Source organism: Sphingomonas sp. Sph1(2015) (assembly GCF_001970915.1).
Lineage (GTDB): Bacteria > Pseudomonadota > Alphaproteobacteria > Sphingomonadales > Sphingomonadaceae > Sphingomonas > Sphingomonas parapaucimobilis.
Map to the genome: position 1 here is coordinate 23,295 of NZ_MQUI01000040.1, position 13,134 is coordinate 36,428.

The following is a 13,134-nucleotide window of genomic DNA, read 5'->3' on the forward strand; positions in this document are numbered from 1 at the left end:
GCGGGTTCGGACGCCGGTCGGGCGAACCCGACCGGCGCGCGATGGATCAGACGTTGAAGCGGAACAGCATCACGTCGCCGTCCTGGACGACATATTCCTTGCCTTCCGCGCGCAGCTTGCCGGCATCGCGTGCGCCCGCTTCGCCCTTGAAGGCGATATAGTCGGGATAGGCGATCGTTTCGGCCCGGATGAAGCCGCGCTCGAAATCGCTGTGGATTTCGCCCGCCGCGTTGGGGGCCTTGGCGCCGCGATGAACGGTCCAGGCGCGGGCCTCCTTCGGGCCGACGGTGAAGAAGGTCAGCAGGTCGAGCAGCGCGTAACCGGCGCGGATCACGCGGGCGAGGCCGGTTTCCGACAGGCCCAGCTCCGACAGGAACTCGCCGCGGTCTTCGGCGGGCATGGTCGCGATCTCGGCCTCGATCGCGGCCGAGACGACGACGGCTTGCGCACCCTCGGCCGCAGCCTTATCGAACACGCGCGCCGAATGGGCATTGCCGTTCGCCGCGTTCGATTCCTCGACATTGCAGACATAGAGGACGGGCTTGGCGGTCAGCAGCTGCGCCTGCGAAAAGACGCGGGCTTCCTCCTCGTCCTTGGGCACGGTCAGCCGCGCGGGCTTGCCGTCGCGCAGCAGTTCGAGCGTCTGGCCGAGGACCGACGCGGCGATCTTGGCTTCCTTGTCGCCCTGCTGCCCCTTCTTGATGAAGGCGGGGACGCGCTTTTCCAGGCTTTCCAGGTCGGAGAGCATCAGCTCGGTCTCGACCGTCTCCGCGTCGGCGATCGGGTCGACCTTGCCCTCGACATGGGTGACGTCGCCGTCCTCGAAGCAGCGCAGGACATGGACGATGGCGTCCACCTCACGGATATTGCCCAGGAACTGATTGCCGAGGCCTTCGCCCTTGGAGGCGCCGCGCACCAGCCCAGCGATGTCGACGAACGCCAGCTGCGTCTCGATGATCTTGGCCGAACCAGCGACTTCGGCCAGCTGGTACAGGCGTGGATCGGGCACCGCGACATTGCCGACATTGGGCTCGATCGTGCAGAACGGATAATTGGCGGCCTGCGCCGCCGCCGTTTCGGTCAGCGCGTTGAAAAGGGTGGACTTGCCGACATTCGGCAGGCCGACGATGCCGCAGCGGAAACCCATGCGTCGCTTATCCTACAGGAAAGGGGAAAGCGCCCCTCTAGCGAGGATGGGGGGATTTCTCAACCGATGGTGGTGGGGGGAAGGGAAGACACCGCTGCCAAAACCCCAAGCTCCGTTCAGCCTGAGCGAAGTCGAAGGCCAAGGGCTGACCTTCGCCTCAAGGATGTTTGATGACTGGATTCCCGTGGCCTTCGACTTCGCTCAGGCTGAACGGAGTTGGGGAGGGGGGCAGGGGCGTTACCCGCCCGTCAGGCGCTCACCGCCAATGCGGCGGCATAGCCGAGCAGCATGATACCCATCGCACCCGAAAAGCCCATCAGCACCAGACCCATATAGCGCAGGATCGGCGGATTGGCGCGCTGCGCCTTCTTGTTCCGGCCCAGGCCCGACAGCACGAAGCTGGCCAACATGCCAAAGGTGAAGACGGCGAATTCGAGCATCGTGGATACGTCCGGAGATAGGATGGTGCGATCGCCATCTTCCTTACCCAATATAGGTTAACGGCACGATATCGCCGCGACCAAACGCCCCGTATCAACGGCGAGTCGAAGGAACTTTTCGTCTGATCGCGGGTGCGGCGCATGTCGTCGCACCCGTTCTGGTCGGATCAGCGATAATTGAAGCTGACGCTGATCCGTTCGCCCTTGGCGCCGTTGGGCACCACCTCGTGCCGCAGCCAGCTTTCCCAGAGCAGCACGGTGCCGGGCTCGGGCGTGGCGGTGGCGAAGGTGGCCAGATCGTCCGGCGCATCGGGGCGGCGGGGCGGCGCGGCCATCAGCATCGGCAGGCGCGGATCCTCCAGCTTCAGCGCGCCCGAGCCCTGGGGCATGGCGACATAGAGTGTGCCCGACACCACCGAATGCGGGTGGATATGCGCCGAGTGATGGCCCCCCGGCTTCAGGACATTGACCCACAGGCTGTCGAGCTTCAGCTTGCGCCCACCCAGATCGAACGCGCATTCCTCGGCAAAGCGCGCGACATGGCGGTCGAGCTTCTTCTTGAGGTCGGCAAAGACCGGATCGCGGATCGGCAGGTCGTTGAGCGAGGCATAGCTGGTATAGCCGCGATAGCCATGCTCCTTGGACCAGCGCCGCCCGGCCCGGTCGTCCTCGGCCAGTGCCCAGCAGCTTTGTTCGATGTCGGCCAGCAGATCGGCATCGTCGAGCTGGCCCTCATAGAGCAGCGAGGCGAAGAGGCGCCGCACGCTCATGCCGCATCCCCCAGCCGTAGCGCGATATCGTTGACGAAGCGCACGTCATCGCCCTCCGCCAGCCAATGCGCCTCCGCCGCCACCGCGCCTAGCAGGTCGGACAGCGGCTCGATCTCCGCCTTGGCGTAATTGCCCAGCACATGGCCGGTCACGCGGTCCTTGTGCCCCGGATGCCCGATGCCGAGGCGCACGCGGCGAAAGTCCGGCCCCAGATGCTGGTCGATCGAGCGCAGGCCGTTATGCCCCGCCGTGCCGCCGCCGGTCTTCACCTTGACGCGGAAAGGCGCGATGTCGAGTTCGTCGTGGAACACGGTCAGCGCCTCGACACCCAGCTTGTAGAAGCGCAGCGCGTCGCCGACGCTCCGCCCGCTTTCGTTCATGAAGGTGGCAGGCTTCAGCAGCAGGATCTTCTGCCCGCCGATCCGGCCTTCCTGGGTCCAGCCCTGGAATTGCTTCTTCACCGGGCCGAAATCATGCACCTCGGCGATGGCGTCCATCGCCATGAAGCCGACATTGTGGCGGTGCATCGCATATTGCGCCCCCGGATTGCCCAACCCGGTCCAGACCTGCATGTGGTGTTCCTCGTTCGCGTTACGGATGAGGCCCCTAGCATCGGGTGTCGGGACGCCAAAGCCGCTATTCGGGGCGGGGCTGCGTCAGCCGGTCGATCGCGCGGGCCGTCATCCGGCGATAGGTTTCGTCCGAATAGCGGTGCGTGCCGACGAAATGGACCAGTCGCTCATCGCCGGTGACCGGCGTGCGCCAGAAATTATAATAGCGACCATAGGGCAGGGTGACAGTGCCGGGCTCGTTGGAGAGCAGGAAGTTCGACGTCACCTGTTCGCTTCCCCATTCGGCCCAGGTCGCGGTGCCGACCAGATTCTCGGCCCGGCGCGAAAAGGTCGCCGCTGCTGTGCGGTCGCTAGGCCCACCGCGAGCGAAGCCCGCAAACCCCGACGATGCCCGGACGTAGGAATGGCATTCCGCGTCGGGATAGGCGGCATAACGGGATTCGATCAGCGCCTGCATGTGCGCCGGAGCCGACACCGGGCCGTCGGGATATTTGCGCCGGACGAACTCCGGCAGCGTCTGGATGCCCAGGGCCTGGCTGTCGGGGCCGCCCAGCAGCATGAAGCCCCGATTCCCGGTGATCGCTGCGCGAACCTCGGGCAGGTCGTTCAGCGTCACGGTATCGGAATCGAGCTGGACGACATAGTGATCGGCGCGCAGGTCGAGCAGTACCAGCAATCTTTCCCAAGTGCCGCCGCGCGGACACGCGCCTGTGTCGATCTCCGCAATCGGAATGATCCGGGGGGCGCCGCAATGCCGTGCCAGGACTCGCCGGTCTGCATCCGTCAGGCTGCCGTCGTCGATCAGGACGATCCGGCCCATGGCCAGATGCTGGTGGAAGGATTTGATTGCGACCAGATAGGGGATCAGCGTGCGGGTGCCGATCATCGACAGGACGATCACGCCGTCGTCGCGGGGGATGATCGGCGGCGTCGCCAGTATCCGCTGCGCGACATGCAGGTGCAGGTGCATCCGCGCCCGGCGCATGGTCCGGTCGAGGACCTTGCAGAAAAGCCGGTGGGGACGGGCGGACGACGTCATCATATGGGGATGCGGCAGCGCGACGGAGATGACAAGCGAGTCACGCCCCCCGCCTGGTCATAATGATACGCTTCGACGGCGGCGTCAGATCAGCCCCTGCGCCCGCAGGCTGACATGCCCCGCCGTGCCGATGATGATATGGTCGTGTACCGTGATCCCCAGCCTCTTGCCCGCCTCGGCGATGGCGCGGGTCACGTCGATATCGGCCCGGCTGGGCGAGGGGTCGCCGCTGGGGTGGTTGTGGACCAGGATCAGCGCGGCCGAACCAAAGTCGATCGCGCGCCGGATCACCTCGCGGACATAGACCGGCGCCTGGTCGATCGAGCCCTGTCCCATCAGCTCGTCGCGGATCAGCATGTTGCGGGTGTTCAGATGCAGCACCCGCACCCGCTCGACCCCGTGATGCGCCATGTCGGCATGCAGATAATCGAGCAGCGCCTGCCAGTTGGACAGGACGGGACGCTTCATCGCCTCCGCCTGGACCAGCCGCAGCGCGCAGGCCTGGGCGATCTTGATCGTCGCCGCCGCCGTCTCGCCTATGCCGTCGACCCGCTGGAGCGCGATGGGGTCGGCGGTCAGGACGCCGCCGATATCGTGGAACTCGCGCAGCAGGGCCTTGGCCATCGGCTTGGTGTCGCGGCGCGGAATGGCGGTCATCAAAAGATATTCGATCAGTTCATGATCGAGCAATCCGCCACCGCCCAGCAATCGGTCGCGCAGCCGCGCGCGGTGCCCGGCATGGTCATTGGCTTCGATTTCGCTGGTATCGCGCATGTCCCGTCCCCCGTGGCGGGGCATCATAAAGCGGGCGGCGGGAACTGTCGCCGGGCTTCACGCGATTGCGTGGCGCGGGGCTGGGTGTCTATGACGTGGGTCAAGATTGAGGGAGTGGCATCGGGGTGGAGGGCGCGAGCGAAGAGAGCGAGACGCGCGTGACCCCGGTCGCGAGTCCCGCCCGCCGTTTCCGTCGCCTGCAACGGACCCTGATCGCCATCGCGCTGGTCATACTGGCCGCGTTGATCGCCCTGTGGATCGAGCGCAAGCCGCTGGCGGGACAGGTGCTGGACCGCGAACTGGCGAAGCGTGGCGTGCCCGCGCGCTACAAGATTTCCGACCTGGGCTTTGGTCGACAGCGGCTGACCGATGTCGTGCTGGGCGATCCGCGCCGGCCCGACCTCGTCGCCGACTGGCTGGAGACGCGGACCCGCATGACCCTGTCGGGACCGGTCGTGACGGGCGTGCGCGCCGGGCGGGTTCGCCTGCGCGGGCGGTTGATCGACGGGCGGATCAGCCTGGGCACGCTCGACAGGCTGATGGGACCGCCCGACGCATCGGGCAAGCCGTTCCAGCTGCCCGCGCTGGACGTGGCGGTGCAGAATGGCGGCATCCGGCTCGAAACACCGCACGGAGTCGTCGGCCTGAGCGTCTCGGGGCAGGGGGTGCTGAGCGACGGCTTTACCGGACGGCTGGCGGCGGTCGCACCCAGGCTCGTGATGGGCGATTGCGTCGCGACCGGGCTGGCTGCCCCCTTGCGCGTACGGGTGGTACGCGAACAGCCGACGCTGACCGGGCCGTTGCAACTCGGCCATCTGCGCTGCGGCGAGGTGGCGGTCGCCGATCTGGCGGCGCGGGTCGATGTGACCTTCGGGGCGGCGCTCGACCGCTGGCAGGGGCGGGCTTCGCTCGGCAGCGGGGCGATCCGGCATCCGGTCCTGGCTGCTGCGGCGATTGACGGCCAGATCGACTTTTCCGGCACTGCCAAGGGTACGCAAGGCCGGTTGCAGGTCGCCGCGCGCAACGTCGCGGCACGCTTTGGCCGGGCCGAGCGGGCGATGGTCGCGGGTCGTTATCTGATCGGCACCGCCACCCGCTTCGACGGACAGGCGCAACTGGGCGGTGCGCAGGCGTCGGCCGTGACGCTGGCCCCCGTGCTGACGGCGGGCGAGGCGGCGGCGGGCACGCCGGTCGGCCCGGTGCTGCGTGCCATGACCCAGGCGGTCGGACGGGCGGGGCGTCGCTTCGCGGCCGACATGGCGCTGGCGATCGACAGCGACCGGGGACCGCGCGGGCCGGGCTTTGCGGTGCGGGTGCCGCGCCTGACGGTCGCGTCGGCGAGCGGCGGGCGGCTCGCCTTCGCGGGCGGCTATGGCCTCGCCTATGATATGCGGGGGCTGCGGATCGATACGCGGGCGGCGATGGGCGGCGGCGGTCTGCCGACCCTGCGCGCGACGTTGCAGCAGGATGGACCGAAACAGCCGATGCGCGGCACCGCCGACCTGGCGCGTTACGAAGCCGGCGGCGCGGCTTTGGCCTTTGACCGGATGGTGTTCCGCGCCGCCGCCCATGGCGAAACCCAGGTGACGACCCGTATCGCGCTGTCCGGGCCGATCAGCGGCGGGCGGATCGACGGGCTGGTCCTCCCCATCGCCGCGCGCTGGGATGGCGGACGGCGCCTGGTGGTCAATCCGGACTGCCAGCCGCTGGCGATCGACCGGCTGGCGCTGTCGGGCCTGAGGCTGGCGCGGGTGGCCACGCGGCTCTGTCCGCTCGACGGCGCGCTGGTCCGGCTGGACGGCCCAAGGCTGGGCGGCGGCGCGCAACTCGGGCCGACGAAGCTGGTCGGCCAGATCGGCAGCAGCCCGCTGACCCTGGCGGCGGCGACCACCCGCTTTGCGCTGGCGGATCGCGGCTTTACCCTGACCGACGTGCAGACGGTCATCGGCCGTCCCGAATCGCCGACCCGGATCGACGCGGCCGAACTGAATGGCCGGATCACCCCGGAGGGCCTTGCGGGCCAGTTTACCGGCGGCGCGGGGCAGGTCGGGCAGGTGCCTCTGCTGCTGGGTGAGGCAGGCGGCGACTGGCGACTGGCGGGCGGCGTGCTGACGCTGAACGGCGCGCTTCAGGTCCGCGACGCGCGCGCCGATTCGCCGCGCTTCCTGCCGATGGCGGCGCGCGACGTCACGCTGACGCTCGCGGGCAGTCGCATCGACGCCAAGGGCACGTTGTTCGAGCCGACCAAATCGGTGAAGGTCGCCGATGTCACCATCACCCACGCGCTCGACAAGGGCGCGGGCGAAGCGGACCTGAGCGTGCCGGGCATCGCCTTTGCCAAGGACTTCCAGCCCGAATTGCTGACCCCGGTGACGAAGGGTGTGATCGAGGATGTACGCGGGCCGATCAACGGGCGCGGCCATATTGCGTGGGACGCTGACGGCGTACGCTCGACCGGGCGATTCGGCACCGACGGGATCGACCTGGCCGCCGCGCTCGGCCCGGTCAGCGGGATCGCGGGCACGATCGCCTTCACCGACCTGCTGGCCTTGGAGAGTGCGCCGGGACAAGTGGCGACGGTCAAGACGATCAATCCGGGCATCCAGGTGACGAACGGTGTCATCCGTTACCAGACGCTGTCGGGCGCGCGGGTGAAGGTGGAGAGCGGACGCTGGCCGTTCGCGGGGGGCCTGCTCACCCTCGACCCGACATTGCTCGACTTCTCGCAACCGGTCGAACGCCGCATGACCTTCCATGTCGAGGGGGCGGCCGCCGACCAGTTCCTGCTCCAGTTCGACTTTCAGAACCTGAACGCCACCGGCGTCTTCGACGGCACCCTGCCGATGATCTTCGACGAGCGGGGCGGGCGGATCGAGGGCGGGCGGCTGGCCGTGCGCTCCGGCGGCGGCAGCATCGCCTATCTGGGCGAACTGAGCCAGAAGGATCTGGGCGTCTGGGGCAATCTGGCGTTCGGGGCGCTGCGTTCGCTCAACTATCGCAGCTTGCGGATCGACATGAACGGCCCGCTGGCGGGCGAGATGGTGACGGACGTGCGCTTCGCCGGGATCAGCCAGGGCAAGGGCGCCAAGTCCAACTTCATCATCCGGCGGCTTCAGCGGCTGCCCTTCATCTTCAACGTGCGGATCAAGGCGCCCTTCCGCGGGCTGCTCGATTCGGCGCAGTCCTTCTACGACCCGCGCCGCCTGATCCAGCGCAACCTGCCCGCGCTGCTGGACGAGCAGAACAAGCGCGCCGCGCCGCCAGCCAATATCTCCATTCAGCCCTCCGCAAGCGAGACCGTGCCATGACCGTAACAGGATTGAAAATGCTGGGAAGGATGCCGATCTTGGATGCGACACGATGGATGCCGGTCGCGCTGACCCTGCTGAGCGGAGGATGCGTCAACATCTCCGCGCCGGAGAAGCCGATCGAGATCAATCTGAACATCAATGTGACGCAGGAAGTGGTATATCGCCTGGATGGCGAGGCCAAATCGCTGATCCAGCAGAATCCGGGGATATTCTGATCATGAAGGCAAAGACGGTGATCCTGGCGCTCGGCGCGGTGGCGCTGCTGGGCGTATCGGGCATGGCGATGGCGCAGCGGGATCCGGCCTATGCCGCCGCGCGCGCCGAGGGGTTGGTCGGCGAGCAGCCCGACGGCTATCTGGGCATCGTGGGCAGTGCGACGCCCGCGCTGCGCACGCTGGTCAACAGCATCAACATCCAGCGCAAGGCCGCCTATACCCAAAAGGCACAGGCCAGCGGCGCGACCGTCGAGCAGATGGCCTTCACCAGCGGCTGCAACCTGATCGCGCAGACCGCGAGCGGCGAGAAGTACAAGACGCCCGAGGGTGTCTGGAAGACCCGCACCGGCGCAGCCCCGGAACGCGCGCCCGCCTGCGTGTAATTCCCTTTTTACTCCCCTCCCGCAGGCGGGAGGGGCTGGGGGAGGGGAGTCCGGTTGCGATAGGGCGTACGGTCTGGGGCGTGGACTGGTGTCGCTCAAATAACTGACGACACCACTTGCGGACAGCGCTAACCCTCCCCCAACCCCTCCCGCCTGCGGGAGGGGAGAAGAAGAGGGGGCCTGCCGCCTCCGGGATGGGAGGCGAAAAGGGGAGCGCTGTCACTCCCCGGCAACAATGCTTAACACATCTGTCACAAGCTCCACCCCAGGCGGTTGACTTGGGGGGAGGGGCTTTCTAAACGGGCCTCGCCTTGGCGGGGTCGCTCGCCGTTTGCGCGCATTCTCCCCTTCGGTGACGAAATCAGGTGAGGGTGGCTGCGTGGCGGAGAAGGAACCCGGACAGGACTTTGGCGATGCGGACGATCCGCGTCTGGCCGCGCTGGATCAGCGATTGGCTAAGGCGAAAGCGGATGGCGCAGCGCGGCAGGGGGTGAAGGTGGACGCCGACAGGGGGTATTCCCAGGGCAGCCGCGTGATCTCCGCGCTGATCGGAAGTCTTGTCGGCAGTGCGTTGATCGGCTGGCTATTCGACCGCTGGTTCGGCACCGCACCCTGGGCCTTGATCGTGATGCTGTTCCTGGGGATCGGCGTGGCGTTCAGGCAGATCATTCGGATTTCTGGTGAGCGCCCGGAGTAACCGGGCGTTCGTCATATGTGGGAACGAAGCAGCGTGGCGGCAGAATCGGGCGGCAAGATTGATCCGATGCACCAGTTCCTGATCGAGCCGGTGCTCGGTCAGCACTGGATGGTCGGCGGCTACGACCTTTCCTTCACCAATTCCGCTTTGTGGATGGTGGCGACGCTGGTCGCGTTGTGGGTGTTCATGATCGGCGGCATGAAGCGCGATCTGGTTCCCGGGCGCTGGCAGGCGGCGGTCGAAGGCTTTACCGGCTTCGTGAATGCGATGCTGACGTCGAACATCGGCCCCGAAGGCAAGCGCTTCCTGCCGTACGTCTTCTCGCTGTTCATGTTCATCCTGTTCGCCAACGTGCTGGGCCTGCTGCCCTTCGGCGTGGTGCCGGGTGTCCATCCCTTCACCGTGACCAGCCATGTGACCGTGACCGGCGTACTCGCGCTGATCTCGTTCGCGATCGTGCTGATCGTCGGCTTCGGTCGCCACGGCTTCCACTTCTTTGCGCTGTTCGTGCCGCACGGCACGCCCAAGCTGATGATTCCGCTGATCTTCGTGGTCGAGCTGATGAGCTTTCTGGTGCGCCCCTTCTCGCTGGGTCTGCGACTGTTCGTCGCAATGACCGCGGGGCATATTCTGCTGAAGGTTCTCGCCGCCTTCGTCATCAACGGCATCAACATGGGTCCGGGCTATGCCGCGCTCATCACCCTGCCGAGCTTCCTGCTGATGATCGGCATCACGCTTCTCGAACTGCTGGTCGCCGCGATCCAGGCTTATGTCTTCGCGCTGCTGACCTCGGTTTACCTGAACGACGCCGTTAACCTGCACTGATCCGGCACGGCCGGATCGGGCAGGCGGGCGCGCCGCCGACTTGAATACCCAAACGACCCTTTTTGAACTGGAGTGATTGAAATGGACGCAGAAGCCGCGAAGCTGATCGGTGCCGGTCTGGCCGCTATCGGCATGGGCATCGCCTCGCTCGGCGTGGGCAACGTCTTCGCCAAGTTCCTCGAAGGCGCGCTGCGCAATCCGGGTGCGGCGGACAGCCAGCAGGGCCGCCTCTTCATCGGTTTCGCCGGTGCCGAGCTTCTGGGCCTGCTCGCCTTCGTGACGATGATCATCCTGGTGTTCGTCGCCTAATCATTCGGATCGGCCGGGCGTGTCGCTGACGATGCGCCCGGTTGATATGGCAACGAGGACTCCATGCCCCAGATAGCACAGATCAGTGCGACCTATGCGTCGCAGATCTTCTGGCTCCTGATCACGTTCGGCCTGCTGTATTTTGTGGTCGGTCGTGGGATGGTGCCCAAGATTCAGGCGACCGTCGACGCTCGCGAAGGCCGTATCGCCGGCGATCTGGCGGCGGCGGAGGCCGCGCGTGCGGAGGCCGACCGGGTCGAGGCGGCATGGCGGGCCGAAATGGACGCTGCCCGTGTCGCCGCGATGGCCGAGACCAACGCCGCCAAGGCACGCGCCACCCACGCTTTCGAGGCGCAGGTGAAGGCCGCCGATGCCGACCTTGCCGAACGTCTGGGTCATCACGACCTGGCGATCGCCAATGCCAAGGTCGAGGCGATGGCCAATCTTCAGACCGTGGCGGCGGAAGCTGCCCGCGATCTCGTCGCCAAGCTGTCCGGCGTCCAGGTGGGCGAGGATGCGGCGGCCGACGCGGTGCGAAAGGTGAGCGCGCATGGCTAATCATTCCGCAAACGGCGTGCTGGCCAATGGCGATGCGCTGGTCGCGCAGAACCTGGCCGATGCGGCTTCGGCCGAAGGCATGGTACAGAAGCCGATCCGCGAGGGTGATGGCCTGACCGCCAACACGGTCGCACCTGCCGAGACCGAGCATCACGCTGCCAGCCCGACCGCGCTGGGTTTCGATTCGACCGGCTGGGTGGCGCTTGCCGCTCTGGTCGTGCTGATCGGAATGCTGGTGAAGAAGGTGCCGTCGATGATCGGTCGTTCGCTCGACCAGAAGATCGCCGGTATCCGCGCCCAGCTCGACGAAGCCAATAAGCTGCGTCAGGAAGCCGAAGCGCTGAAGGCTGAATATGAGGCCAAGGCGAAGGCCGCCCATGCCGATGCCGAGGCGATGCGCGCCCAGGCCCAGCATGAGGCGGGTCAGCTGCTCAGCAAGGCGAAGGCCGATGCCGAGGCGCTGATGGAGCGTCGCGCCAAGATGGCCGAGGACAAGATCGCCGCCGCCGAGCGCACCGCGATCGCCGAAGTCCGCGCCCGTGCCGCCGAGGCCGCCGCCAAGGCTGCCGGTCTGCTGATCGCCGAGCATCATTCGGCGGATGCGGATCGCGCGATGATCGACCGCACCATCGCGGGGCTCGGTCGCCCGAACTGATCGGCTGCAAGGCCGGAGACAGGACCGCGCTTCGGGAAGCCGAGGCGCGGTTCGGTCGTTTTTGGAAGCCAAAAGACCACCGCCTCCGTTCAGGCTGAGCGAAGTCGAAGCCTACGCCCTATGCTCGCCTCTCATGAGGAGAGGGATTCCCTTAGGCTTCGACTTCGCTCAGCCCGAACGGAGCGGGGAGCATGACCCATTCCTCCCCAAGCTCGCTTGGGGAGGGGGATCGCCGGGCAAAGCCCGGTGGTGGAGGGGCCTCCCCCCAACCGCATAGCCCGCCCCCAAAGGCAGGCCCGCATCGCCGTCTCTTCCGGGTTTCCGGCGACGATGCCCATATCGCCGAGCCCGTGACAAAGGAGACACTTCCTATGGCATGGGTCATTCTGGGCATTGCCGTGATTACCGAGATTTGCTGGGCGCTCAGCCTGAAATGGGCGGCGACCGTCGCCACCTGGCAGGCGTCGAGCGTGCCGATCATCCTCAGCTTCGTAAATATGGGCCTGCTCGCGCTTGCTATGCGCGGGCTTCCCGCGGGCACCGCCTATGCGGTGTGGACGGGATTGGGCGCAGTGGGCGTCGTGATTGGCGGGGCCATCGTGTTCGGCGACAAGATCGCGCCGATCCAGGCGGGCTTCATGGTCCTGACCGTGATCGGCGTGATGGGGACAAAGCTCTTCGCGCAAGGGTAAGGGGTAGTTCACGCGAAGCCGCGAAGAAAATGGTCCGCGCAGAGGCGCGGAAGACGCAGTGGTGTTCTGAAGGTGGCAATCGGAAGACCTTCTTCTTCCTCCGCGTTCTCTGCGCCTGGGAGTGTCAGGAATTTCGTGTGTGGGCGGGCGGCTGAACATTACGCCGCCATGGCTCGGATAAAGCGTTCGCCGAAGATGACGGCGAACTGGGCCTTTGCCATGGTCCACTCACGGGGCGGCATCTTCCACTCTTTCTCTGAGCGGTTCAAGATGAGGTAGAGCAGCTTGGCGGCGGCCTCGTCGCTGGGGAAATGCCCGCGGGCGCGCACGGCCCGGCGCAGCTTCGAGTTCAGGGCCTCGATGGAATTCGTGGTGTAGATGATCCGCCGGACCTCGTCAGGAAAGGCGAAGAATGGGATGACCTCGGCCCAGGCGCGCCGCCAGCTCTGGCCGATGGCCGGGTAGCGGGTGCCCCAGGGGCCGGCCTCGAACGCCGAGAGCGCCTGCTCGGCCGCCTCGGCGCTGGGCGCGCGATAGACCTCCTTCAGCGCGGTCGCCAGGCCCTTGCGGTCCTTCCAGGAGACGAAATCCATCGAGTTTCGCAGCAGATGGACGATGCAGGTCTGAACCACGGCGTCGGGGAGCGAGCCGTTTGATGATCGATCCGGGGGATCGATCATAGGCGAGCGCCGTGATCGCTTCCGGGAACCCCTTCAAGCCATCGACGACGGCAAGCAGGATGTCTTC

15 protein-coding genes and 1 pseudogene are annotated in these 13,134 nt (G+C 66.6%); 9 read left to right on the forward strand and 7 right to left on the reverse strand.

Features of this window, described 5'->3' with window-relative positions; genetic code table 11:
• Positions 1 to 46 precede the first annotated feature (46 nt).
• From ychF to radC, 6 genes are all read right to left on the reverse strand, one after another.
• Positions 47 to 1,147 (reverse strand): redox-regulated ATPase YchF, encoded by a 1,101-nt coding sequence (gene ychF / locus BSZ14_RS14560; RefSeq protein WP_076711473.1) that lies wholly within the window; start codon positions 1,145 to 1,147, stop codon positions 47 to 49.
• A gap of 248 nt (positions 1,148 to 1,395) precedes the next feature.
• The gene (locus BSZ14_RS14565; RefSeq protein ID WP_042484259.1) at positions 1,396 to 1,587 is read right to left on the reverse strand and encodes a hypothetical protein; all 192 of its coding nucleotides are present in this window, start codon (positions 1,585 to 1,587) and stop codon (positions 1,396 to 1,398) included.
• A gap of 167 nt (positions 1,588 to 1,754) precedes the next feature.
• Entirely contained in the window at positions 1,755 to 2,357 is a 603-nt protein-coding gene (locus BSZ14_RS14570; RefSeq protein WP_042484262.1) for a TIGR02466 family protein, read from the reverse strand.
• Entirely contained in the window at positions 2,354 to 2,929 is a 576-nt protein-coding gene (pth, locus tag BSZ14_RS14575) for an aminoacyl-tRNA hydrolase (RefSeq protein ID WP_042484264.1), read from the reverse strand. The genes BSZ14_RS14570 and pth overlap by 4 nt, the downstream gene beginning before the upstream one ends.
• A gap of 64 nt (positions 2,930 to 2,993) precedes the next feature.
• Positions 2,994 to 3,971 (reverse strand): hypothetical protein, encoded by a 978-nt coding sequence (locus BSZ14_RS14580; protein ID WP_076711474.1) that lies wholly within the window; start codon positions 3,969 to 3,971, stop codon positions 2,994 to 2,996.
• An 81-nt stretch (positions 3,972 to 4,052) separates the two neighbouring features.
• Positions 4,053 to 4,742, reverse strand: a complete 690-nt coding sequence (radC, locus tag BSZ14_RS14585; protein ID WP_042484270.1) for a RadC family protein — start codon at positions 4,740 to 4,742, stop codon at positions 4,053 to 4,055.
• A 158-nt stretch (positions 4,743 to 4,900) separates the two neighbouring features.
• Here radC and BSZ14_RS14590 point away from each other — a divergent pair, with 158 nt between their 5' ends.
• The 9 genes from BSZ14_RS14590 (at position 4,901) to BSZ14_RS14630 (ending at position 12,387) form a co-directional block, all read left to right on the forward strand.
• Positions 4,901 to 8,050, forward strand: a complete 3,150-nt coding sequence (locus tag BSZ14_RS14590; protein ID WP_076711479.1) for an intermembrane phospholipid transport protein YdbH family protein — start codon at positions 4,901 to 4,903, stop codon at positions 8,048 to 8,050.
• Positions 8,051 to 8,088: 38 nt separating this feature from the next.
• Positions 8,089 to 8,268 (forward strand): YnbE family lipoprotein, encoded by a 180-nt coding sequence (locus BSZ14_RS14595; protein WP_338012091.1) that lies wholly within the window; start codon positions 8,089 to 8,091, stop codon positions 8,266 to 8,268.
• A gap of 2 nt (positions 8,269 to 8,270) precedes the next feature.
• Positions 8,271 to 8,651 carry a YdbL family protein gene (locus BSZ14_RS14600; protein ID WP_076711475.1) on the forward strand — a complete coding sequence of 127 codons (381 nt, stop codon included), beginning with the start codon at positions 8,271 to 8,273 and terminating at the stop codon, positions 8,649 to 8,651.
• Between the two features lie 379 nt (positions 8,652 to 9,030).
• Positions 9,031 to 9,348 (forward strand): AtpZ/AtpI family protein, encoded by a 318-nt coding sequence (locus BSZ14_RS14605; protein ID WP_042484278.1) that lies wholly within the window; start codon positions 9,031 to 9,033, stop codon positions 9,346 to 9,348.
• 33 nt (positions 9,349 to 9,381) lie between these two features.
• Positions 9,382 to 10,173, forward strand: coding sequence for a F0F1 ATP synthase subunit A (locus tag BSZ14_RS14610; protein ID WP_042484383.1), 792 nt, complete (start codon positions 9,382 to 9,384; stop codon positions 10,171 to 10,173).
• An 81-nt stretch (positions 10,174 to 10,254) separates the two neighbouring features.
• Complete coding sequence (locus tag BSZ14_RS14615) at positions 10,255 to 10,482, forward strand: F0F1 ATP synthase subunit C (RefSeq protein ID WP_007406947.1); 228 nt, start codon at positions 10,255 to 10,257, stop codon at positions 10,480 to 10,482.
• A 63-nt stretch (positions 10,483 to 10,545) separates the two neighbouring features.
• On the forward strand, positions 10,546 to 11,040 hold the full coding sequence (locus tag BSZ14_RS14620) for a F0F1 ATP synthase subunit B family protein (protein WP_042484280.1): 495 nt from the start codon (positions 10,546 to 10,548) through the stop codon (positions 11,038 to 11,040).
• Between the two features lie 16 nt (positions 11,041 to 11,056).
• Positions 11,057 to 11,695 carry a F0F1 ATP synthase subunit B family protein gene (locus tag BSZ14_RS14625; RefSeq protein WP_415412604.1) on the forward strand — a complete coding sequence of 213 codons (639 nt, stop codon included), beginning with the start codon at positions 11,057 to 11,059 and terminating at the stop codon, positions 11,693 to 11,695.
• Positions 11,696 to 12,066: 371 nt separating this feature from the next.
• On the forward strand, positions 12,067 to 12,387 hold the full coding sequence (locus BSZ14_RS14630) for a DMT family transporter (protein WP_042484285.1): 321 nt from the start codon (positions 12,067 to 12,069) through the stop codon (positions 12,385 to 12,387).
• Between the two features lie 158 nt (positions 12,388 to 12,545).
• Here BSZ14_RS14630 and BSZ14_RS14635 read toward each other — a convergent pair.
• Positions 12,546 to 13,134 (reverse strand): annotated as a pseudogene (locus BSZ14_RS14635) (IS256 family transposase); the annotation flags it as partial.

What these genes read in the sequence shown, in the direction of transcription:
- ychF (WP_076711473.1), bottom strand. Translation starts at nt 1,147, where the DNA reads ATGGGTTTCCGCTGCGGCATCGTCGGCCTGCCGAATGTCGGCAAGTCC.
- BSZ14_RS14565 (WP_042484259.1), bottom strand. Translation starts at nt 1,587, where the DNA reads ATGCTCGAATTCGCCGTCTTCACCTTTGGCATGTTGGCCAGCTTCGTG.
- BSZ14_RS14570 (WP_042484262.1), bottom strand. Translation starts at nt 2,357, where the DNA reads ATGAGCGTGCGGCGCCTCTTCGCCTCGCTGCTCTATGAGGGCCAGCTC.
- pth (WP_042484264.1), bottom strand. Translation starts at nt 2,929, where the DNA reads ATGCAGGTCTGGACCGGGTTGGGCAATCCGGGGGCGCAATATGCGATG.
- BSZ14_RS14580 (WP_076711474.1), bottom strand. Translation starts at nt 3,971, where the DNA reads ATGATGACGTCGTCCGCCCGTCCCCACCGGCTTTTCTGCAAGGTCCTC.
- radC (WP_042484270.1), bottom strand. Translation starts at nt 4,742, where the DNA reads ATGCGCGATACCAGCGAAATCGAAGCCAATGACCATGCCGGGCACCGC.
- BSZ14_RS14600 (WP_076711475.1), top strand. Translation starts at nt 8,271, where the DNA reads ATGAAGGCAAAGACGGTGATCCTGGCGCTCGGCGCGGTGGCGCTGCTG.
- BSZ14_RS14615 (WP_007406947.1), top strand. Translation starts at nt 10,255, where the DNA reads ATGGACGCAGAAGCCGCGAAGCTGATCGGTGCCGGTCTGGCCGCTATC.
- BSZ14_RS14620 (WP_042484280.1), top strand. Translation starts at nt 10,546, where the DNA reads ATGCCCCAGATAGCACAGATCAGTGCGACCTATGCGTCGCAGATCTTC.
- BSZ14_RS14630 (WP_042484285.1), top strand. Translation starts at nt 12,067, where the DNA reads ATGGCATGGGTCATTCTGGGCATTGCCGTGATTACCGAGATTTGCTGG.